Origin of the sequence: Ruminiclostridium hungatei (genome assembly GCF_002051585.1) — a bacterium.
GTDB classification, from domain to species: Bacteria; Bacillota; Clostridia; order Acetivibrionales; family DSM-1351; genus Ruminiclostridium; species Ruminiclostridium hungatei.
The window spans coordinates 120711-142616 of record NZ_MZGX01000006.1; the positions used below are offsets into that span (position 1 = coordinate 120711).

20 protein-coding genes are annotated in these 21906 nt (G+C 43.5%); 1 reads left to right on the top strand and 19 read right to left on the bottom strand.

Translation table 11 applies throughout. The annotated features are described in order from the left end of the window. Nucleotides 1-327 precede the first annotated feature (327 nt). Entirely contained in the window at nt 328-861 is a 534-nt protein-coding gene (locus CLHUN_RS06005) for a hypothetical protein (RefSeq protein WP_080063674.1), read from the top strand. A 210-nt stretch (nt 862-1071) separates the two neighbouring features. Here CLHUN_RS06005 and CLHUN_RS06010 read toward each other — a convergent pair whose 3' ends face one another. The 19 genes from CLHUN_RS06010 to CLHUN_RS06100 form a co-directional block, all read right to left on the bottom strand. After that, nucleotides 1072-1659: a hypothetical protein gene (locus tag CLHUN_RS06010; RefSeq protein WP_080063675.1), complete on the bottom strand. Its 588-nt coding sequence runs from the start codon at nt 1657-1659 to the stop codon at nt 1072-1074. A 426-nt stretch (nt 1660-2085) separates the two neighbouring features. Next, nucleotides 2086-2310, bottom strand: a complete 225-nt coding sequence (locus tag CLHUN_RS06015; RefSeq protein ID WP_080063676.1) for a hypothetical protein — start codon at nt 2308-2310, stop codon at nt 2086-2088. Nucleotides 2311-2379: 69 nt separating this feature from the next. Next, the gene (locus CLHUN_RS06020) at nt 2380-3135 is read right to left on the bottom strand and encodes an AIM24 family protein (RefSeq protein ID WP_080063677.1); all 756 of its coding nucleotides are present in this window, start codon (nt 3133-3135) and stop codon (nt 2380-2382) included. A gap of 248 nt (nt 3136-3383) precedes the next feature. Further along, nucleotides 3384-4727, bottom strand: coding sequence for an MFS transporter (locus CLHUN_RS06025; protein WP_080063678.1), 1344 nt, complete (start codon nt 4725-4727; stop codon nt 3384-3386). Between the two features lie 633 nt (nt 4728-5360). Continuing rightward, entirely contained in the window at nt 5361-6923 is a 1563-nt protein-coding gene (locus CLHUN_RS06030; protein WP_080063679.1) for a hypothetical protein, read from the bottom strand. Nucleotides 6924-6994: 71 nt separating this feature from the next. Further along, a complete protein-coding gene (locus tag CLHUN_RS06035; RefSeq protein WP_080063680.1) occupies nt 6995-7240 on the bottom strand; it encodes an acyl carrier protein in 246 nt (81 codons plus the stop codon). A gap of 33 nt (nt 7241-7273) precedes the next feature. Beyond that, nucleotides 7274-8602 carry an ATP-grasp domain-containing protein gene (locus CLHUN_RS06040; RefSeq protein WP_242656449.1) on the bottom strand — a complete coding sequence of 443 codons (1329 nt, stop codon included), beginning with the start codon at nt 8600-8602 and terminating at the stop codon, nt 7274-7276. A gap of 151 nt (nt 8603-8753) precedes the next feature. Continuing rightward, the gene (gene lysA / locus CLHUN_RS06045) at nt 8754-10001 is read right to left on the bottom strand and encodes a diaminopimelate decarboxylase (RefSeq protein WP_080063681.1); all 1248 of its coding nucleotides are present in this window, start codon (nt 9999-10001) and stop codon (nt 8754-8756) included. A 3-nt stretch (nt 10002-10004) separates the two neighbouring features. Next, nucleotides 10005-10724 carry a thioesterase II family protein gene (locus CLHUN_RS06050; protein ID WP_080063682.1) on the bottom strand — a complete coding sequence of 240 codons (720 nt, stop codon included), beginning with the start codon at nt 10722-10724 and terminating at the stop codon, nt 10005-10007. Nucleotides 10725-10735: 11 nt separating this feature from the next. Next, complete coding sequence (locus CLHUN_RS06055) at nt 10736-11857, bottom strand: BtrH N-terminal domain-containing protein (protein ID WP_080063683.1); 1122 nt, start codon at nt 11855-11857, stop codon at nt 10736-10738. Next, the gene (locus CLHUN_RS06060) at nt 11838-12530 is read right to left on the bottom strand and encodes a dTMP kinase (RefSeq protein ID WP_080063684.1); all 693 of its coding nucleotides are present in this window, start codon (nt 12528-12530) and stop codon (nt 11838-11840) included. The genes CLHUN_RS06055 and CLHUN_RS06060 overlap by 20 nt, the downstream gene beginning before the upstream one ends. 28 nt (nt 12531-12558) lie before the next feature. After that, nucleotides 12559-13902 (bottom strand): glycosyltransferase, encoded by a 1344-nt coding sequence (locus CLHUN_RS06065; protein ID WP_080063685.1) that lies wholly within the window; start codon nt 13900-13902, stop codon nt 12559-12561. 55 nt (nt 13903-13957) lie between these two features. Further along, nucleotides 13958-15070: a UDP-glucuronosyltransferase gene (locus CLHUN_RS06070; protein ID WP_080063686.1), complete on the bottom strand. Its 1113-nt coding sequence runs from the start codon at nt 15068-15070 to the stop codon at nt 13958-13960. Between the two features lie 57 nt (nt 15071-15127). Further along, the gene (locus CLHUN_RS06075; RefSeq protein ID WP_242656450.1) at nt 15128-16276 is read right to left on the bottom strand and encodes a nucleotidyltransferase domain-containing protein; all 1149 of its coding nucleotides are present in this window, start codon (nt 16274-16276) and stop codon (nt 15128-15130) included. Then, nucleotides 16273-17805 carry a class I adenylate-forming enzyme family protein gene (locus CLHUN_RS06080; RefSeq protein ID WP_080063688.1) on the bottom strand — a complete coding sequence of 511 codons (1533 nt, stop codon included), beginning with the start codon at nt 17803-17805 and terminating at the stop codon, nt 16273-16275. Before CLHUN_RS06080 ends, CLHUN_RS06075 begins: the two co-directional genes overlap by 4 nt. A 36-nt stretch (nt 17806-17841) precedes the next feature. Next, complete coding sequence (locus tag CLHUN_RS06085) at nt 17842-18987, bottom strand: BtrH N-terminal domain-containing protein (protein ID WP_080063689.1); 1146 nt, start codon at nt 18985-18987, stop codon at nt 17842-17844. Between the two features lie 9 nt (nt 18988-18996). Further along, complete coding sequence (locus CLHUN_RS06090) at nt 18997-19266, bottom strand: acyl carrier protein (RefSeq protein ID WP_080063690.1); 270 nt, start codon at nt 19264-19266, stop codon at nt 18997-18999. Between the two features lie 71 nt (nt 19267-19337). After that, nucleotides 19338-20912 carry a bifunctional metallophosphatase/5'-nucleotidase gene (locus tag CLHUN_RS06095; protein WP_080063755.1) on the bottom strand — a complete coding sequence of 525 codons (1575 nt, stop codon included), beginning with the start codon at nt 20910-20912 and terminating at the stop codon, nt 19338-19340. Between the two features lie 154 nt (nt 20913-21066). Further along, complete coding sequence (locus tag CLHUN_RS06100; RefSeq protein ID WP_080063691.1) at nt 21067-21903, bottom strand: ABC transporter permease; 837 nt, start codon at nt 21901-21903, stop codon at nt 21067-21069. Between the last annotated feature and the right edge of the window lie 3 nt (nt 21904-21906).

Genomic DNA, 21906 nt, shown 5'->3' on the forward strand with positions numbered 1-21906 from the left:
TATGTATTCCATTTATAACATTCCAAGGAAATTGGCGTTTAATACCTAAAAATTAAATTAAGCTGTAGTGCCGGTTGGGAAGGCATACAATCAGAAAAAGTTTATGTGAGAAGAATACAATTCCTGGAATAGATAAAAAATTTGTTTTTTGCCAGCCATTATATACAAAAAAGGACATAAAAATTATACACATGTACAGTTTTACATAAACTGTAAAATATGGCATAATAACGGTGATACCTCTATGTAGAATATCCCAAAAAGAAGAGCAAAAAGGCAAATCTGAAATAGCTTCATATTATTAAAAGAAAAAGGAGGATTCATTAAATGAATACTTATAAAGTCAAGAAATTTTTTGGAGGTAAAACAGCCATAGGTAGATGCTGTATTGCAATCCTGCTGCTGGCTACACTACTGATACCCTCAATACCTGTAAACGCTGCTGCAGGTGACTACCTGACGGATATTGTAAACTCACCGCTTCAACAGAGTGTGAGGCTGGCAGAGCCTTCACCTGCGGCTCCTGGAGGACGAGGATACACGGAACCGCTAAAGGTGTGCGCACTAAACTCCCAAGGCAGACCATTAATTAATTTTCCGGTTACATTTGAAGATATCACTAAACACCCCTATATAACAGTCGTTATGCCGGGAACCAATCAGAGTAAGATAACAGTTTATACTGACAACAACGGAATAGCTTCGGCAGTCAGTACCAATCCAAATTTTATTGGAAAAGGGTTTCAGATATACTCAAGTTTTCCTGGCATACGGCAGACAATTCAGATAAAGGCAAGTGCTCCCGGCATGAATTCAATAATTTTTTCAATTACAGTATCCACGTACTTATACCCATACTAAAGAATAAGTAATTATGTATGAGTTCTGAAAAATCAGTTCATATCAGAGGTATCACCATAGATAAATACAGTCTGTCAAAATCAAGTGGTAAAGTACAAATAACCGGATGCCAAAATTCCGACATCCGGTTATTTAAAAAATATATTATCCCTGGCTTTAAACAAAATTCGGGAAAACTACCCCTTTTGATAGTACCAAGCCGCCAAACTGCTATAATACCACATTTATGTGCTTTCTAGGTTTATTTTTCCTGCTGTTTCTTTTGGCCAAGGCCTGTTCATTTTCTTCCTTTATACGGTTGTTTTTCCTTCTGACTGCAACCCTTGCGGCGGCAATGCCAAACTCCACGGATTCTTTGAGCTCTTTGCCCACTTCTTCAGCTTTAGAGGAGGTATTTGAAGCATGCATTTTTCCTTTGGCCGAGAGCAGCTTGCCGAAGCTGTAGCAGTTAAGGGTATCTTCATGCCTTGCCAGAACCAATCCTTTCTCATGCAGGTTCCTTGCAGTAACTTCCTCCCTTTCAAGCCTTTCCAGCTCCAGTCTCCTGGCAGTATTCTCGTATGCCCTTGCCTGGATATCACGGTCATATTCTCTTAATTTATTTATAGACTCTTTTATGTCATTTTCTCCTTTGGAACTATCCCACACGCTGCCCATGCAGCATGTACCGGTTGGGTTCCGGCCGCTCTGGCCGTTTTTGCCGTCCAAACCCTGGCCGTTCTGCCGGAATACACCGTAAAGCTTATTCGGCTGCATCAAAGATATGATATTATTGTGGATTTTCTGATTTATATTCATAATACTATCTCTCCAATACCAGTGTCCCGAAAGACATAGAAATCTTAAGGTCTTTTAGTAAATATCGGAAAAAACAGCAAATAATTTAACCTATAATGCTAATTAAAAATGTGTGGTAACAGTCAGAAAATGCTACTCACTCCCGGACGAGCCTCAAATAAATGCTTGTATATAACGCTTTTGGCGAAATTGTATACCTTATTTTAGCCGTCGCAGCAACTCGACCATCCAGGTCTCCAGGGCTGCTTAAATTGACATCCTGTCAATTTAACTGCCAAAACAGCATGCTGTAAGCCCACAATTTCAGCGAAAAGCTTTTAATCATACTGCGCATTTCTTTAAAGTCGTCCTCACGTGACTTGCAAACTTGTCTCTTAAAGACTTTATTAACTAGCACGACAGGTTAATTTAAGTAGTTTTATACTGCTATTCCGCCATCCGCATAGGTCTGCTGACGGCAAAGCCGGCAGACAGGATGTTTTCAATCTTGAACACCCTGTTCTGCTTTCTTAAAAGGCAAAAGGCCTTTACATTTCCACGGTCAATAGCAAAAACCTTGATGTTTCTCTCAGTAATCTCATTATTCTTTAAATAGATAATATTTATAATCCTGTTTCTCTCCAGAGAGGCTTTAAGAAAATATTCAACCATACATATCACCTGTTTAACTATGATATATATATAATATACCGAACATATGTTCGTGTCAACGATATTTTTCTAGCCTACGGGAGCCAGCAGAATCCGGCCCGTTCCCCGGTATACATTTACAAACCCTTCTCCTGAAACAGCGGAACCCAATAGACTCTTGCTGGATTTTTCCACCCTGAAATCCAGGGTATCCGACCAGGCTATGGCATAATTTCCGTCAATTCTGACCTCGTCATTCTGGAGCACGAACTCTATCAGCTCATTCCTGGGAACAGGGCTTTCAAGTACTGCAACACCCGCTCCCCTGAGGCAAAGATTGAACAGGCCCTCCTTCCCCAGCACCGCCGAAGAAAAATTCGACCTGGCTACAACAGACTGTTGAATTCTGGATTCACAAGCCAGAAACAAGCCGTCATCCAATACCATACCGCCCCATTCGGAGACCTCCTCCAGAAGTATATGCTTGTAAGTGGGCTCCAGCATCAGCAGGCCGTTACCCTGATATTTGGGTTTGATTGCCGATTCCTTCGTCACTTTTGAAGACAAGGCTTTTCCCAGAAGGTCACCCAGTCCCTTTACATCGGCTGCCATAGCCACGGCACCTGCCGTCCACTGCATTGCTCCCGCACTTATTGTATATGCACTGTTGTTGAGTTCTATAAGGACCTGTCTCTTTCTGACATTCATCTGGGATGCGTAATACATTGCCATGGCATTTCCTGTGTCAACGCTTATATCCTTTTTATATTCAAGGACCTTGACCTCACCCCTGGTTTCAATGATTTCAATGTTTTTATTCTCAAATAGATTCTTGCATGTAACCATTGTTTTCCCCCATCCTTCCATTTTTCAGTATTTATACGATTTAACCCGCACTATGAGTTAAATTAACCTGTTGTGCCAGTTAATTTAACAGATAAGTCTACATATCCCGGGAGGACGGCTTTCTGTCTGTTTTAAGCCGGTACGACAAGTTAATTTAATACTATTATATATACTTTCAAGGTCAAATAAAACAGCTTTTTGTATAATTTATCCAGCCGCCGGGTATGAATGTGCTTTCTATATAATAATTATTTCAAGGTATTGATTTCCTCCAGCGTCCTGCCCCTGGTTTCAATACCCGCTGCCGCAACAACCACAGCAACTACCGCAAAGACTATTGTAAGGATTAAAAAGACATTGTTGAAGCCTGCCTCCTTACCCTGGGATTCATACAACACTCCCACGATGTAAGGAGCCAGAATGGCACCTATGCGTCCCACAGCCGCCGCCCAGCCTGTGCCGCTCCCTCTTATCCTGGTGGGATATACTTCAGGTGTATAGGCATATACGGCACCCCAGGCTCCCAGACTGAAAAAGTAGAGCAGGCAGCCTGAAACAAGCACAGCATTCCCGCTTTGCCCATGCCCGAACAGATAAGCTGCCGCCGCAGTTCCTGCAAGGTATATGACCAGAACCGCCTTCCGGCCTATCCGTTCTATGAGATATGCGGAGCTGTAATATCCGGGAAGCTGGGCTATACACATTATCAGCGTAAATTCAAAGCCCTTTACAAGGCTGAAGCCCTTGCCCACCAGCAGGGTAGGTGTCCAGAGAACAAAGCCGTAATATCCGAAATTGATCCCCAGCCATAATACCCACAGCACAACAGTCCGCCTGATATAGGTTTTTGACCACAGCTCAGACAGAAGTACCTTTTTCCTGTCTGCTTCCCCGGCCCCGCTTTCCAACGGCAGCGCCTCACTGCTGAAGCCTGCCTGCTGCTCCATTTTGCTTACAATCTCATCTGCTTGCTTCAGTTGTCCGTTTTGCTCCAGATATCTTGGCGACTCAGGGATTCCCCTTCTCATATATGCAGCGTACAATGCAGGAATTCCGCCCAGCAAAAAGCCTGTTCTCCATCCGTATACAGGTATCAGAAGATACGCAATAAGTGCTGCGATAATCCAACCCCAGGCCCAGAAGCTTTCCAGGTATACCACCATTCTCCCCCTGATTTTTGCAGGAGAATATTCGCTTACCAGTGTAGAGGCAGCAGGCAGCTCTCCCCCCAGGCCCAATCCGGTAAAAAATCTGAATAGCAGCAGAAAATGAAAGTTTGGTGAAAAGGCTGACAAAGCACTGGCTATGCCAAATAAGACAAGTGTGTAGGTTACAACCGTTCTCCTGCCCAGCCTGTCGGCAACCATGCCCGCCACTGCCGCACCCACTGCCATACCCACTGCGGACGCACTGCCCAGCAAGCCCAGGTCTGAAGGAGAAAGCTTCCACTCCCTGCCTATGGAGGCCATGACTCCCGAAACCATTCCCTGGTCCATTGCATCGAACATCCAGCCGATACCTGTCAGAAACAGTACCCTCCAAAGCAAAGGCGTGGCCGGAAGCCTGTCAATTCTCTGTGAAATATTACTCATTCAATCCTCCTGAAACATTCTCTGTAATTGTTTCAGGACATATCCCAATATCCGGTATATGTCCTGGTATATTACCCTCTATTGACAATGTATAACACGCCTCACGTCAGCTATTTTGCCACCTTTCTTTGTTGTCGTCCTTGCCTTGCGTCAGCAAGGCTGCGTCCATCCGCCTCGAAAGTTGACAAAATATCTCGGCGTGAGGTTGGAGATTTTTGAGCGAGAGAATTTGGTTTGCGACAAGGCGAAGACGCGAAGGAATGCTTTGTGCCTTGCAAGCGGCTTCAACGCAGCCGCAAGCCAAATTCGCCGCTCAAAAACGTATTGTACATTGTTAATAGAGGGTATATACTCTATCGCCAATTAAGCCGAAATCCTTAACCCAAATATAAATCAACCTATAGTTCTGATTAAAAATATGGTAACAGTCAGAAAATGCTACTCACTCCCGGGACTTGCAAACTTATCTGTTATTGACCTGCACAACGAGTCAAATTATTGAACCGCAATATCTTCTTAAAGCTTCCAACTTATATTAATATATCTTTTATAGTATATACAGGTTGCTCTTATATATGTTGCTTTCAACTTTAATTACTGTTAACCTTTATGCGCCATAGGCTGCTCCAGGGATCAGTCCCATTCCTCCAGCGAGAGGGTCATGGCAAAGATATGTACGTTCCTGCGCTCCGGCAGAATCAATCTGCTGATTGCACCGGACTCTATACTGTATTTTTTTGCAAACAGCCTTGAATTAAAGCTTTGATATATAGTTTTTCCATTCTTCCTGACCGCTGCCTCTCCTGCCCAATAAACATTTTCCAGAAAGACCGGGGGCTGAAAAAAGTCGGAAAAATCCGCCTTGACAGTATGGCTCCTGCCGTCTGAATATTCTATAATTATCTCTTCATTATAATTCCCATACTCGGCACACCCTAGAATGCTCAGATGGGTTGCACTGATTCCGTCCACCCATATCTCCTGACCTGAACAGCTTATGTTGTCGCTGCATCCGGGAGAGTATGAATAATGGAAGCAGTATTCCCCCTTTTTCCAGGCGGTGTTCACAACCACATCCTTGAAAATATAGTGGGTCCCTTCTCCGGTAATGTCGGCAATTGAGTCGTCTCTCAACTCTTCTTCAAAGGCCTGGTTATTATAAAGAGCCTTTATATCAACAAAATAGTCAACCTGTCTTTTTCTGCTCTCATCCACCATAAGGCTTTCAACAAGCTCCGCAAGCCTCCTGTCTCCCTCTGCCACAAGACTGCTAAGCTCGTCCTTGCGTTCCCGGCTTATAACCTCTCCCCTATGGCTGGCCCTGTTCAATACATTAAGAACTTTGTCCCTGATTTGGCCCAGCTCTTTTTCAAGGTTTTCAAGCCGGGTTTCATCAAGCTTCAGCAGGGCACATTGCTTGTACAGCAGGCTGAATATGGGTTTAAGGCAGCCTGAGAATCTCAGCCGCTTTACCTGTATAAAGTTACTGAAATTCTTTTCACCCTGGAAATCATTAATTTCACTTATCAATCCGTTTTTATTGTTTTTAAGCATGGTCAAGGCCATGCCTAATACCTTGTTCATATTGAGCTCAATTTCTTCAGTTTTACGCAGTGAGTATATACTGTCCTCAAAAAATGCCTTATCTGCCCGAAACTGCCGGTTTGAGTCCTCCCATACGTCCTTGAGCATAGCATAGGTTAAATGCAGTGAGAAAAAGACATCCCTGTTTTCATAGGCATCGATGCTGTCTCTGAGAAGGGTAGCCTCCTTGATTCCAAAGGTGCTGTTCACCTCATTGAACTCATTTACAATTATGCCGTGGTTGGCTGTAAAGGAGCTGTTTTTATAGTACATGCTATAAAACAGGGAATTATATTTTACCACCATTATTACAGGCCTGCCTGCCTGTATTTCTTCAGTAATCCTTAAAAGCACCCCATCAAAGGAATGGCTGGAGCAAGTTATCTTCTCCAGCCTTAAACCCATTCCGTCCAATATGTTGTTTGCATGTTCCGAGATGTCCGTCCGGAAATAGTTGTGCATGTTTCCCAGTATGCTGTGAAGAAAGCAGTAATAGAAATAATTCTCATGGTTGAAGTAGCCTGAAGCTGCTGCTATTGGTCCTTGTATACAGTCAATATACCTGACATCAAATCCGTTTTTATACAAATCAATATCCAAAGCCTTTCCCATTTTAGCACCTTCCGCCTTTCAGAACAACAGGAAAAACTGCTCTTGAAAGCACCTGGCCTTCAATTGCATTATCATCCCAGTTTGTCACCTATTATTTTCTGTAATTTATTTATTGTATTCAAGTTCTGAAGAAGGAGTTCATCATCCTCAAAAGCTATGCCGAACTCATCCTCCAGACTGATTACTATTTCTATGAAGTTTACCGAATCCACACCTATTCTGTTAAGGGTCTCATCCTGAGATATCTCCTTGATTTTCTCAGGTTCCATTTTTAAAACAGATGTGATAATATTTTCAATTCTTTCAGTCAATTCCATGACATATTCCTCCTCTTAATCCTGTTGTTTATATTACGAAAACGAGTTCATTATATTTTCCAGCATTAAATCGTACTCATGGATTTTGTCCCAGTCCTCGGAGACGATTAATGTAAAAACCCTGCCCACATGATAATCAGCGCCTTCATTCAATATGTAAGGAAGTGTTCCTGCCGTATAAACAAGCACGCCCTCCTTTTGAAGGGGTTTAACAAGTATTTCTGCCTGCTCCAAAGCCTTGCATATGTCGGCGTATCCCACCGCATGATCGGGTAAAAGCCTGAAATACCTGGATAATACCTTTTTATTCTTGAGGATTTGAGAAATAAACGATATGTATGTGGACAGGGTAAAACGCCCATTTATTTCAATAACCGGTATGATTTCATCCTGCTCCGTAATAATGGAGTCTATTCCTGCAACGCCTGTAAAGCCCATTTTATAGAGATGCTTTCCAACTACCCTGCCGTACTCAACATAGGAATCCATGGTTTTCTGGTCAAGCCTGGGCGGCATTACCGAGCCGATATAAACCGTGTCCCTTAACAACTGCTGTTTAATGGAGAATACGTCAACCTCTCCCTTGGGAGAAACGTAAATCTGATAGTTGATATCGAATTTCTTTTTATACCAGCCTTCCACCAGCCATTTGGAATCGGACCTTCCTCTGGAAAACCTGGCAATCATCCGGAGGCTTGCCTCCAGCTTTTCTTTGTTCTCTATGACATACAGGCCCTTGCCTGATGCTCCGTTTGGCTCTTTTATTATAACCTTCTCAAAGAAAGGTTCCCTCTCCGTAAGTTCGAGGTATTCCTGCCGAAGCTCTTCTACAGAGCTGCATACCTTTCCCCTGCACACATTGAAGCCCAGTTCCTCGGATATTTCTCTGTTGAAGATCTTGTCATTTATCCTGGCGTTTACCTGTGAAGGAGCTCCCATTAATTTCAGCCCGGCTTTTTCTGCTATTTCCTCCTCAAGGTAGGTGACCGCATAGGGAACAAAATATACATTTTCGTTCTGCATTGAAATTGTTTTCAGGGTTTTAAGCAGCTCCTCATCCTTTACCACCAGTTCCGATATGGGGGTGAGAAGATCCGCTTCCCCGGGTGTCAATATTTTTGGAATAGAAAAACCCAGCCTTCCGAGGTTATCAAGATACTCTTCATCCGGCTTCTTGCGCAGTATCATGATATCCTGCTCCCTGCAAACAAGCAGATTCATTTCCTCGATCCTGTTGACCGGAATATCCTCATTCCTGTCAACAACCCCTGCACTAAGTTTGTTCCAGTACTTTTCCGCACCTATATTGCACAACCAGATAATTACACCTTTATCCCTGTCCTGTGTAAGATATTTAATCAAATTAAACTCTCTATCCATACCGCCACGAAAAATCCCATAGGGCCCTTCGGATACCAGTACGACATTCGGTAAATCCCGGCACATGATTTGGGTATATTCTTTTGAACTACATCTCCACCAAATTTATGCACCCTATTCATCCAATGTTTTACTAGGGTTCAAACTCCAGTTCCTTCTGGCCTTTTATGAAATCTTCCTTTCCCCACCTTTCTCTCAGAATATATGTTTTTCCCCGGTAATACTGCACCTCTGCTGCCAAAGGATGGCTGAGGAACAATGCCGGACTTTGAGTGCTGCCATATGCCCCCGACTTGTGAATTGCAAGGACGTCTCCGGCAACTGCACGGGGCAGCGTTACATTCTGCCCTATGATATCGGTAGGAGTACACAGCGGGCCTGTTACGTTTACCTGCTCTTCGTTTTCACATCTGTTCAGAATGTGCATGGGGAAATTGTTTCTGATATACCTGCCCAGGAAGGCCGAGGATGCATGTTGATTTGAGCCGCCGTCACAAACCAGGTATTTTTTCCCCTTGCAATCCTTTGAGTATAATATCCTTGTGAGATAGGTACCCGCCTCGGCCATAAGGAACCTGCCGCTTTCAACGAAAACCCTGGTACCTGCAAGCCTCTCTTTATACCTGCTCCACACAAGTGAAAATTCTTTTGCAAAGGTTTCCATATCCAGGGGCATGTCATCCTTAAAATACGGTATTCCAAAGCCTCCGCCCAGATTCAGAAATTCCAGCGGGAAATTGCATCTCTGGGATAAATCCAGGGAGAGCTTTATTATTTCCTCCATGCTGAGAACTATATTTTTTGCATTTAGTGCCTGAGTTCCCGTATATATATGTATGCCTGTCACCTTTATATTTGCAAGCTTACCCAAGGCTTCAAAGGCAGCTTCGGCATTTATCCCGTCTATGCCAAACTGTGTGGGTACGCCTGTCATTTTAATGTTTGAGCCCGAGATGTCAAAGTCGGGATTTATCCTGACAGACACCTTCACCTTTTTTCCCTTTTGGGCTGCGAGTTCATCAATCAGCACAGCTTCCTCCACAGCTTCAACATTTATGCTGTAAATTCCCTTTTCTATGGCGAACTCCAACTCTTCACGGGTTTTGCCGGGACTTGTGAAAATAATCTGCCCAGGTAAAAAGCCTGCTGCCACAGCGGTATACAATTCCCCTGAAGAGGCCACCTCTATTCCGCTGCCCAGCTTTTTGAACAACTGGCACAAACCAAGCAGAGGGTTTGCCTTCATTGAATAGAATATTCCCAATTCCTCCGGCAGACTTTTCTTAAGTATCTCATACTGAGAAACTATCTTATCCGTATCATAGACGTAAAGCGGGGTTCCGTACTGTTCAGCAATATCCTTTAGTATTTTATCCTCCATTTGCTACCTCCTCTTCGGCAAGCACAAGGTATTGTTTATTATCCTGGTTATTTCCTCTGCATGGTTGTGCAGATAGAAATGGCCTCCATCAAAATAATAAAATTTACATTGTCTGCCGCAATAGTTCATCCATTTTCTCATATCCTCGGGTTCAGCAAGCTCGTCCGCTTTCCCTGCCAGCACTGATATGTCGAAATCGAACCTGGCTTCAAGCGTACCCGGCTTATAGGTTTCCAAAATCCTATAATCCGCTCGCAGGGTATCCAGTGCCAATTTTAAGAGTCCCTTGATTCTGAACAGATTTTGCGGCAGGCCCCCCAGTTTTACAGCTTCCTCTTCAAACTCCGGCTCCGGAAGCATATGCAGGTTCCTTTCCTCCTTGGCAATACTGGGAGGATATCTGCCTGAAAAGAATACATGCACAGGCTGTTTCAGGTTTTTCTTCTGAAGCTGGCAGACCAATTCATATGCCAGGATACTGCCCATGCTGTGGCCCCAAACAGCGTAATCACCGCTGTCGCCGCACTCCTTCCGAATCAAGGCTATAACATCTTCCACCGCCTCCTGCATACTGTTGTAGAAGGGCTCTCTGTGTCTGCCCGCTCTTCCTGCCATTTCAAAGGGATGAAGCCTTATAGCGTTGTTAAGTAATTTACTCCACTTTGAGTATACTGCTGCAGAACCGCCTGCATATGGCAGGCAGAAAAGGTTGATATTTCTCATAGCTGATTATGTCAGCCTCCTGTCTTCAAACCACCGAGCAGCTTGTCTACAGCCCGGCTTTCGTTGTCTTTTATTGCCTCCAGTTGCTTGCACACATTGTCTATGGAGCTTAAATTCTTTGTCATTGCCAGTCTTAGTGACAGATTTGATATTATCTCCCACTTCTTTGCAGCTTCCTCAAGCTGGAAGACAGCTTCCTCCGCAAGTCCACGGGGCAGTTCAGCTTCCAGCAGCTTCAGGAAGACTCCGAAACGGGTTCTGCTCCTTGAAATTATTTTAAAGGCAGGACTGTAATAATGCCTGTATTCCGGAAAAAGTTCCTCAGCAGGCAGCTCCTGTTTTTTAAGGAGCAGACTTCTCCTTAATTGGTCTATTGCCCCAAGCCCGCAGCTAAAACCCAGAACGTCCTTTTCTCCCAGCATCCTGCTGCAGCTCTCCGTGATAATCGCTTTCCATCTGCGGTCATTATAGTGGAAACGGCTGTCTACCTCCACTTCCATCCACATGTTCCTAATGGGTTTGGAATATGCTCCTTGAAAGTTCTCCGAGCTTCTGGCCCTTTTAAATTCCTCAACCGGTATCCTTCCGTCAAAGTCACTGCTTGAAAGACTGTATTTGTCAAAAAGCTCGATATAGCCTTCTTCCTCGTCATAGCCCGTAACCACCACCGCATGTGCTCCGTGGTCTTTCCCATAAGCTCTGTGATAGCTCATATAATAGAGATCCACAACCACCACCACAGGAATATCAGCAGCTATCAGCTCTTTCAGCCGTTGGTAGGCAAGGTCCCGGTCATCCTGAAAATACAGGCAAATATTGATTTTATCGTCAGGAGCAGCTTCTGTCTCTGATGAAACAGCGCTGTCATAGCAGACGGCGGGCGAAAACCGGACATATTCAAGGGAGGTATTCATCTCTTCTTTTGTAAATTCAAAGGTTCTTGAGGGCTTGTGCAGAAAATTCATGCCTATATACCCTGTCCCGGCGTCAAACATAAAAGACAGATAGTCGGCGAGAATCAGATCGGTATTCAAATTGTAATATGAAACCAGTGCACCGTATGCATTCTGAAAGCAATCGGCCGTATAAGGTACAAAATACCTGGGCACATTCCTAATTGAATGTTTTGGCATATTCCTGTGCCTCCCTTTTAACTGATAAAAAGTCATCAACGTATTTTTTCACAATTTCATTGTCATTTCTGACCCATATTATATCGGTATCATTTTTTACAGTGTGATTGTTAAACAGCAGCAGATATTCCTTCCTTAATTTCATAAGGTAAAACAAATCCTTATTTTTAATAATCCGGTTTTCCAATATGAGCCTGTTGGTATGAAACAGGGACTTGCCTCTTTTTCGGATTCTCTGGTAGCAAACCCTGGGATTAACGTCCTGAAAAAATACAAGGTCAGGTTTGACAATCCTTCCATATATAAATTTCCCCAGTCTGCCTCCGGCGCCATTGGCCTTATCCCTGGTCAGGCCTGTATATGCATACCTGTCGGCCAGAATTATACAGCGTTTTTTTAATGAGGGCAGGATTATGAAAAAGTAATCAAGTGCGAAGCTGAGCCATTGGAAAAAACTATACACGCCGGGAGTCAGAAGCCTTAAGGATTTTAATTTTTCAATCATTCCACGGATGATACAGTTTGAATTCCATTCAATCACACGGATTTTGTATCCTTTTCCAGTCAGATAACTTTGCAAGCTATCCACATTCTCACTTTTACCGCAGCCGCTTATACCCTCAAATACTATTAAAATTCCCCTGTCGAGAGTTTTTATAAAGTTATCTTCCATCGTAAGCCTCACATCAATAAAATATTGCTTATAAAATTATGTTGTGTAAGGAGTTGACCTCATCCAGTGTTAATCCGTTTCCAAGGTCTCTTATCTGATGATACTTGAAACAGGATAACCGGGTATTCAACGGAGTACCCAGCCAGAATACCCTCTTTGCTATCCTTTCGGCCTCTCTCACCATACCTGCCAGTATTTGCTGTGGCAGCCCGAAACCGCTTCCCGCAATCAGACAAGCCTCAAATTCTTTAGTCCCGTAAAAGGTCCGGCAGCCTATAAACTCCTGTACATCTGCCTCCGGATTATTTTCCCTGGCTGTTTTCGCAAGCTCGGGATCTTTTTCAATACCTGCCGAACTTTTGCACACTCCCAGCAGGTATCCGTCCTGACAGCCGAAAACAATATTCCGCATTCCCGATAACTCTTCCGAAAGAATTTCAGCGGCCTCTCCGGTAATTAATTCAGAATATGAAGGTATGCTCACCAGTTGTTTTTTGAACAGGAGGTAATCTTCATAATGCTGGTTAAATCTTAAGGGGCCGGATGCCATAAAGAGCTCCAGGTCGGTATTGGGATGCTTCTGATAAAACCTTCTCTTGTTGCGCTGGTTGCTTATTATATTGGTATAGTTTTCCCGGCCGTGAGGATAATGTATCCCCGAGGCCTTTCTTGAAAGAATGAAGACAGCGCCCTTCTGGAAAAGCCGGTAGCCGCATTCCAGGTCCTCTATGCCCCAGGTTATATATTCCTCGTCAAAGCAGCCTGCTTCCAGCATTATGGACCTCTCCACCGAGACATTGGTTGTCCAGAAAAGAGTCCACGGTGCTGGCAGTCTGTTAATTTCATCACTGACCTGCAGATAAACCGACGTCCTTATGTCGGGATATTCGCGGGTTCTCTCCAGCTCTCTCAGTGTAGTATCGGGGTCGTTAAAGTTTACTATGGGAGGTATGCTGTCTGGAGTGTAGTAATCGGGATCATAACCGAATACATATCCTATGACCACCTTCCTGGCCTCAGCACAGCCTTCATTGCCGCTGCTCTCCCTGTGGGCGTCACAATGTGCACTGACAAAGGAATGTCCTACTGCCATGCCTGAGTCAAGGAAAATAAGAACCTCTCCGCAAGCCCTCTTTATCCCCTCGTTTCTGGCCAATGCCACACGATATCCGCGGTCTTCCTGAAAATAGTAAATCAGATTTATTTTGTCTTTGAAGCTTTCCACCACTTCGCGGGTGTTATCGCTGGAACCGTCATCAATTACAATCACCTCGTAATTTTCACGTCCTATATCCTGGTCAACCAGCGAAGAAAGAGTCAATTCAACAATTTTACTACGATTGTATGTAGGAATTATTACTGAAGCTTTCATATAGCACCTCTTATTAAATTTTATATTTTTAACCCTGGAGTAAAGTCAATTACTGTCAGACAAGACCATTTTTATTCTTATAGTCCTCGGTATAGTCAACTGTTGCCTTCCTTCCGACCAGTAAATTTTTATGCAGACTTTCCAGTATATCCATTGAAAAGGCTGCCTTCTCCCAATTTTCATAGGTTATGCCAAAGCCCAGGTGCTCCCAAAGCTGCGTGTTCTTTTTTTCATGCTCTCCAAAAGGGTCCAGCATGATAAGCGGCGTTGCAGATGCCAGCGAATCCATCATGGTACCTGCTCCGGGCTTTCCGATTATGGCCCTGTCCTGACCGGTCACATCAAAAAGATCATGGTATTCTTCCTTGTTAAAAAAAAGTGGTGGCCTGGAATAAATAATTTCACTAATGGGGGGAAATTCGTGTGAGCCTTTTCTATTTTTATTCCAGGCGCACCAGTCGGGATCCACCATAAAATATCTGTCTCTGGGGCTTCCTTCCGAAGCCTCCTGCGGCTCATAAGCCACTATGTCCAGAGACAAACCCCTGCTTCTGAGTTCCGGTATTTTTGTCCTGTAGGTTCCCATGCCCCAACCGCCTCCGTGAATGATAAATCTCTCAGACCTTTGGTGAAATGGTATTGGTTCGCTTTTGGACACAGGAATCTGATATTGAAGTTTCATATTTTCAAAATCGTACAGCCATATCTCCCTGTAGTCCTTGTGATAATCAGGGAAATATTGTTTCAAGCTCTTCCATGAGGGAGGCAGATCGCAGTCCACATACAGGATTTCAGCATTTATTGCAGCCGGTGCGTTTTTTTTCCTGTACTCCTCCAGCACATACAGCCAGTGGCCTGAAAGAATAATGAAGTCCTGTTTCTTTTCTTCCAGCCAGCTTTCCAGCAGTTGGTCCACCAACTGGCTGTCAATACTCTGCCTGATATCCATGGGCATTCTTGCGGACATCTGTGCCAGGGCAAAGTTGCCGTGATACGCCTTCCTGCTTTTTTTTATATTGTCTCTTTTATCCTTTGACATGAGGTTTTCAAATACTTCCACCCGGGCTGAAATATTTTTTTCCTTCAATCTTTGTGCGGCCAGCAAGCCCGGTATGTACAGCCCAAGTCCAAAGCCTGAACAGAGTATGGTAACTGTCCTTTTTTCCATGGTATCTCTCCTCAATCAAGTCATGGATTTCAAATGCATTTATTTGCCTCGGCCCTTTTAGCCGAATTTTGCATCCAAAAATCTGGTCATACCCTCTGCCTTGCTTTTGTCTATACTCAAAATTCTGTTGACGTCAAACAGGCGGGTGAAAAAGTCAAACTCCCATTTTGACGGTTCCTTGTTCTCTATGGCATACTGGTCCAGATATTCCAAATCCTCAGGCTGCAAGCTTTCCATTACGGACTTTGGCACTATCTCTCCAAACATAAGCTCTATATAATAGAAATTATAGAATATTATCTTTTCAAGCTTATATTCTTTAACCCTATCCACAAGCGCATTCCAGTCAATCTTTCCATAGAACTTCCTTATGTACATATACAAATCTGCAAACTTGTATATTTTCAAATCCTTCAGGCTGGCTATCCATATCATAAGGCAGGCCTCCTTGAACAGGTGGCAGCTCAACTGGATGATGTTGTCAATATAATCCAGCATATAGCCTCTGGTATTGTTCAGTTCAATAGGAACAGCCCTTTCTATAAGGTCTTTGGTAAGCACCTTATACGGACAATTTCCCTTCCAGAGGATATCATGGTTTACATCCACCTCCACCAGTTTTGCAAACTTGCTTTCACTCAGCTTCAAGAACTGGTGGATTTCGTGGGTTGCCATCTGGTGAAGCACTTTTTCTTTTCTTGAAACTTCCACTATTACATCATTTTCCTCATCATAATTGCCCTGAATGTAGCCGATGCTCTCAAGGGTCTGTACCACAGGAGTCACATCCTCCAGTTTCATAAGCATATCAAGGTCATTGAAAATCCTTGTTTCAATTTCAGGATATACGATACTTGCCAGAAGGTTTCCCTTCAGGATTGGAACCACCAGATTTTTTTTATCAAATTCCTGCAAGATTTCCACAAGCTTTGAAAGGTAAAAACTATTCCTTTCCTTAAAAACTCCCCATTGGGTATTCATCAGCCTTTGAAGTTCTTGTTCCATCAGATGGAATAGCCCGAACTTTTTAAGATTATAGCGGAACATGTTCAAGGTTCTATGTGTTACCATCTGATAAATGGCTTCGGACCATTCTATATGCCCTGACAGCATATTTTTCAGAGTCTCTCCCTGAGAATCATCCATTTCAACAGCGGTTAAAAGCACCAACTGTCTTTCTATTGATATGTCTTCCCTTTTCATCATATAGCCTCCTGTCTCGTAATTAAACTGGTATACAGTTCTTTTATATCCTTCTTGCTGATCTTCCCTATGACATTCCTCGGTATTTCAGGTATGATATATATTTCTTTGGGAACCTTTCTGTCTTCAAGCTCAGCAACGCACCATTTATATATGTCCTTAACCTCAAGGCTGCCCGCTTCCTTCAATACAACCAGGGCAACTATCTTCTGGCCCAGCCTTTCGTCCTCCACTCCAATTACTGCGGTTTCCTTCACCGCAGGATTCTTGAGCAGTACCTCCTCTATATCAATGGGGTAAGCCCTGCTGCCTCCCTGCATGATCATGTCATCATTCCTGCTGAGTACAAAAAACCGTCCTTCCCGGTCCTTGTAACCCAGATCCCTCACCCGGAAGCCTTTGGCCCCCAATACCTCCCTGGTGAGCTCGTCAGACTTATAATAGCCGTCCATCATATAATCCGAGGTTATGTACAATTCTCCGATTTCACCTGTATCGGCCTCGCTTCCATCCTCCCTGTATATTTTTATGTCGCTGCCTCTCATGGGCTTTCCAATGACACAGGGCAGGGAAATCACATCCTCATGTTCTCCGAAGGTCACCCTTGCCGAGGCCTCAGAGGTTCCATACGCGTTATACACCCTCACCGCCGGGAAGGCCTGGGCAGTCTTCTGATAAATGGTCAGAGGATTTACCATGCCTCCGATAAGTATTCTTTTTATTGAGCTCAGGTCATAGTTTTTCAATTGGGAATATTCCAGCACCTGCAAGAGCATTGTCCTTACAATGTAGAAATTTGTGGCCTTGTATTCCTGAACCGCCTTTAAAAATATGGCGGGATGGAATACATTATTAAGCAGTATGATGCCGCCGCCGCGGCTGATCGCCATCAGCACATCACCTGAAATAGGGCTCGCCTGGGCCAGAGAACGGGGAATAATCGTCTTTTCTTCTGAAGTAAAACCGAGATGTTCGGCAACTGCTAACGCGTTGCCGGTGATAGCCTTATTAGACAAAAGTATCCCTTTTGGTCTTGATGTTGAACCTGATGTAAAGCATATACCAAAAGTATTCTCTGAAATCCCAGGCAGTTCCCTAAGATTTTTATTCTGATATTCATAGGTGTCGAAGGAGCCGTTCTCCTGTAAAACAATTACTGTCCTGATGTTCATGGAACTGATGCTGTCCTTGATTGCAGCATGGCCTTTTGCATCGGTGATTAAAAGTTCCACATCCGTATAGTTGATCAACTCTGTAAGAGTATCCCCCCTGAACTGGTAGGATAATGATACAAATACCTTTTTCAGCCGGTTTAAGGCAAGCATGCCGGTGATAAATTCCGTACAGTTGGGAAGATAAACTCCTCCAATCGTAAAATCCCACTTTTCCAGCAGATTGCAAAAAGCAATAACTTTGTCATAAATCTCCCGGTAGGTATAAGAATTATCGTTATAGACAAGTAATGTGTTGTCACGGTATTTCCCGCAGCTCTCGCTGAACAGTTTCCATGGCGAATAATCATTTTTCTCCATATAAATCACTCCCTCAATATATATCCTGCAGGACAGTCAAATCTCTACCGGCATTTTTCCCCTGAGACAGCTTTCAAGACTTGATGCAATACAGCTTTCCAACTCATGGATTTCACAGAGCTGCTTCACTAAATCCTCAATCAGTTCAGGAGACTTTTTTATTCCAATCTTCAAGGCTATGCTTGCAGCTATGTCCCAATGCTTTGAAGCGTCCTCCAGCTTGCCGCAAATATCGGCAGCAATGTGTTCAGGAAGCAAAGAGCTGATTTCACCCACAAAGGCCATAAAGCGTTTTCTGTTACGTGCAATATTCTTGAAATTTATGTTTAAATAATATCTGAACCAGTTGTATTGGCCAGCGTCCAGCTCTTCTTCCTTTTTAAGCAGCAAATCCCTTGTGAAAGCCTCCAGGGATTTCAAGCCGCAGTCCTTGCCAAGTACCTGTTTTAAGCCTTTTAACCGCTTACAGCTTTCGTCCAGTACATTTATCAGCTTTTTGTCTGTTATCCGGAAGTCCTTATGGGCACATATTTCTATCCATAAATTTCTGACAGGCCTTTTCAGCATATCCTCAGACCAGGTTGCAGGATTGTCGGAGGCTCTGCCCTCATTAACCTCTGCCATGGGCAGCTTCCCCTCAAAATCGCTGCTGGACAGCCTGAACTTGTCAAACAACTCAAAACACCCTTCTTTTTCGTCATAGCCGGTTATCACCACACAGTGAAGTCCATGATCCCTGTGATATGCCCTGTGATAGCTCATGTGAAAAAGATCCACCGCCGCAACCACAGGTTTTCCGCTGTCTATCAGTTTTTTGAGCCTTAAATACGCAGTATCGTTATCATCATTTATAAACATATTGATATTCACTCTGTCCGGAAACCTGATATTTTCGGTATCTTCCGATTCCCGGTTGAAAACTGCCGTAGCAGGTACATAGGCAAATTCCAGAGAAGTATTAAGTTCTTCCTCTTTAAATTCAACCGTTGTGCTGTAACGGTAGAAATAGTTGACCCCGATATTTCCATTCTCACTGTCGTACATGAAAGAAAGATAGTCGGCAAGGACGATATTCGGATTCAGTCCCATATACTGCAGCACCGCCCCATATGAGTTGTGGAAACAGTCATTGACATACGGTTCAAAATATCTTGGTACTTTTTCAATGAAATTCCTCTCCATGCGGCACCCTTAATTGATGCTTACGCAGTCGGTATTTATTTTGCCGTATACGTAATCCGAAATGGACTTCACAGTCGAGAATACCTCATAGGTCAAGAAACTGCTGTCAAAGGTGATTGCAAAGACATCCTCCAGTTCAACCAACAGCTCTACCAACACTATTGAGTCAACTCCGTAGTTATCTCTCAGATCACTGTCCACCTCAATATTGTCATTGTTGAATTGTGCAAGACGGCTTACAACCTCGCATATCTTTTGTTCAATTTCCTGTTTTTGCATAAGAACTCTCCTTTTCTGAAATTGTTTATTGATTTATATAGTAATTTATTTTACAAAGCCCTTGTCCCAGCCTATTTGTATCTTTCGTTGATAGGCTTTATTCTGCCTTCTATTTTTGCACTTGCCTCTCCCCTTGCTTTCAGGTACTTGGACAGCACGTCCTTTAAAAGCTCGCCCTTGTACAAAAGCTTGGCTTTCTTCAGCTCATCATAGCCGTCTCCGCCATTAAAAAGATAATCATTTGTCGCAACCTTATAGTATTTGTTCCTGTCCAGTTCCTTTCCATCCAGGGTTGTAATGCTCACAACTCTCTTTCCGGCGGGCTTTGAGGCATCAAATATGTACTTCATGCCTGAAACCTGAAGAAAACCTCCGTTTGAGCCTCCGTCAGGATACAGCCGCACACCTCTTTCGATTGAACTGTATATGTCCTCTCCCTTGACCTCTATAGTTACAAGAGAATTTACAAAGGGGAGGGACTTTCCTATGGCATACAAGGTGACACCGCCTGCAGGTATGCTCTCCCTTATTCCGCCTCCGTTCATCAGGGCCAGGTCCGCCTTGCCGGTATCCCGCATGGCATCTGTAAGCAGGTTTCCAAGGGTTGTTTCCCTGGTTCTTACGTTGGATCTGAAGCCATCCAGCTTTTCCTGGGTTTTTGCCACAACTTCCTTGCCTGCTTCAAAGGCTATGGCATGATACTTCTGGGCAACCGAATCCATTTTGGGGTCAGCCAGGGACTTATCCTTGATATTTTTGGTATACCAGATAAGCTTGGATAGCTTTCCATCCTTGAAATACATGTCTGCCTGCCCCACATGGGTGCTATAGCCGCCGGCCTCCACCAGATACGTATTGTTTATCTTGTCAGGCTTTTCATATAAGAAATGATGGTGTCCGCAGAGGATAAGATCAATTCCGTCAACCTTTTTTACCAATTCCCTATCCATGTCATCTCCCAGATGGGATATAAGAATAATGGCATCCACCTTGCCCTCCAGCTCTCCTATGACTCTCCTGGCACATTCCGCAGGGTCTTCCAGCGTCACACCGAAATTGTCTCTTGAATTTGTGTTTATGAGGGCTCCCGTCTCAGTGAGACCGAACAGCCCGATTTTCTTGCCGCCCACATTGACTATTTTATAATCGTCAAAGGCCAGCTTACCGTCTCTGTAAATATTTGAAGATAGTATGGGGTAGTTCAACTGATCCCTGATTTCCAGCAGCCTGTCAAAGCCGAAATTGAAATCATGGTTTCCAGGTGTCATGGCGTCATAGCCCATCAGGTTTGCCACCTCTACTACACCTTTTCCCTTTTCGATATTGGCCTCGTTAGTTCCGTGAAACAGGTCCCCCGAATCCAGAAGAAGGGTATTTTTATTATCAGCCCTTACTTCATCAACTATATGCTTCATCAAAGGCATACCCATCATTACGCTTACTTCGTCCAGCGTGTAGTAACCGCCGGCTTCTTCATCGTACACTATGTGTCCGTGTATATCTGCGGTACTTAATATACTTATTCTTTCTTCATAATAACCGGCGCTGACCAGAATTGAGTTGAAATTGACGTACTTTACCACAAGAAATACGGCTGCTGCCAGTATCAGCAGGCCCAGCGCGATTAAATTTTTATAGCTTTTCATTTTGATTGCCTCCATGATTTCATTTTTCATAAAACACATATCTATAAAGCACATTCCAAAGCCGCCTGAAAATGCTATGAAGGGTTTATAGCGTAAACTGCCTGGACCGGCAGGTGAAGCCCGCAAAATTATGAATCCCGTAAAATTTATAAGACTACATGGAAGTTCCCGTACTTGAGTAGCGCTTTACTCCCTGTTTCCAGAAGGCGTAAACCAGCACGAACATTATTGCTGCAACAGCAGGTGACAGGTAGAGGTATCCGCTCCAGAACGAGTTCATTTCTGCTTTGTTAAGAAAGAATTGGGACGGAAAATAATTGACAAAAGCAAATGGAATCACAAACATCAGCAGCTTTTGAATAATTCCCGGATAGAAACTTATGGGGTAGCCGGAAAATCTTCTGGCATTGAAAAAAAGCATATTGCGTAAATTTTCGGTTTTTATTGTCCAGAAGCTGAAGCAGGATGCAAACATGAAAATTGATGCCTGTATGATTGCTCCGCTTATGAGAATAACAATATAATATATGATATTTTTGGGGCTCCATATTATCCCCACGGAAAATGCCGTTTTTGTAAACAGTATGATTCCCACTATACCATGTCCAAGACCGGCACTCAGATCAATCCGTGATACTATTATCTGGAACATCAGGCCCAGCGGTCTGGTAAGATATCTGTCAAATTCACCGGAATATATCATACTGGCAAAATCCCTCATTCCCGCAAAGAAAAGGACAAAAATACTGTACGACAGGAACAAAAAGCTGTAAAGGAAAAACATTTCATCGTATTCCCAGCCTTTTATATGTACAAATCTTGCCAGAATAAGGTACATAACCACTACACTTATCATTTCTCTGCAAAAAATTGCGATTGTTATGAAGGTCCTGTCAAACTTATATTCAAGAATGGACTTTAAACTGAGCTTTATATATTTCGTCATGAGTATCAAGAGCTCAAATATATTGTATAAAGGTTTTTTTTCCACCTG

Excerpts from the sequence above, each read along its gene's own strand:
- CLHUN_RS06005 (WP_080063674.1), top strand. The coding sequence starts at position 328 with ATGAATACTTATAAAGTCAAGAAATTTTTTGGAGGTAAAACAGCCATA.
- CLHUN_RS06010 (WP_080063675.1), bottom strand. The coding sequence starts at position 1,659 with ATGAATATAAATCAGAAAATCCACAATAATATCATATCTTTGATGCAG.
- CLHUN_RS06015 (WP_080063676.1), bottom strand. The coding sequence starts at position 2,310 with ATGGTTGAATATTTTCTTAAAGCCTCTCTGGAGAGAAACAGGATTATA.
- CLHUN_RS06020 (WP_080063677.1), bottom strand. The coding sequence starts at position 3,135 with ATGGTTACATGCAAGAATCTATTTGAGAATAAAAACATTGAAATCATT.
- CLHUN_RS06025 (WP_080063678.1), bottom strand. The coding sequence starts at position 4,727 with ATGAGTAATATTTCACAGAGAATTGACAGGCTTCCGGCCACGCCTTTG.
- CLHUN_RS06030 (WP_080063679.1), bottom strand. The coding sequence starts at position 6,923 with ATGGGAAAGGCTTTGGATATTGATTTGTATAAAAACGGATTTGATGTC.
- CLHUN_RS06035 (WP_080063680.1), bottom strand. The coding sequence starts at position 7,240 with ATGGAATTGACTGAAAGAATTGAAAATATTATCACATCTGTTTTAAAA.
- lysA (WP_080063681.1), bottom strand. The coding sequence starts at position 10,001 with ATGGAGGATAAAATACTAAAGGATATTGCTGAACAGTACGGAACCCCG.
- CLHUN_RS06050 (WP_080063682.1), bottom strand. The coding sequence starts at position 10,724 with ATGAGAAATATCAACCTTTTCTGCCTGCCATATGCAGGCGGTTCTGCA.
- CLHUN_RS06055 (WP_080063683.1), bottom strand. The coding sequence starts at position 11,857 with ATGCCAAAACATTCAATTAGGAATGTGCCCAGGTATTTTGTACCTTAT.
- CLHUN_RS06060 (WP_080063684.1), bottom strand. The coding sequence starts at position 12,530 with ATGGAAGATAACTTTATAAAAACTCTCGACAGGGGAATTTTAATAGTA.
- CLHUN_RS06065 (WP_080063685.1), bottom strand. The coding sequence starts at position 13,902 with ATGAAAGCTTCAGTAATAATTCCTACATACAATCGTAGTAAAATTGTT.
- CLHUN_RS06070 (WP_080063686.1), bottom strand. The coding sequence starts at position 15,070 with ATGGAAAAAAGGACAGTTACCATACTCTGTTCAGGCTTTGGACTTGGG.
- CLHUN_RS06075 (WP_242656450.1), bottom strand. The coding sequence starts at position 16,276 with ATGATGAAAAGGGAAGACATATCAATAGAAAGACAGTTGGTGCTTTTA.
- CLHUN_RS06080 (WP_080063688.1), bottom strand. The coding sequence starts at position 17,805 with ATGGAGAAAAATGATTATTCGCCATGGAAACTGTTCAGCGAGAGCTGC.
- CLHUN_RS06085 (WP_080063689.1), bottom strand. The coding sequence starts at position 18,987 with ATGGAGAGGAATTTCATTGAAAAAGTACCAAGATATTTTGAACCGTAT.
- CLHUN_RS06090 (WP_080063690.1), bottom strand. The coding sequence starts at position 19,266 with ATGCAAAAACAGGAAATTGAACAAAAGATATGCGAGGTTGTAAGCCGT.
- CLHUN_RS06095 (WP_080063755.1), bottom strand. The coding sequence starts at position 20,912 with ATGAAAAGCTATAAAAATTTAATCGCGCTGGGCCTGCTGATACTGGCA.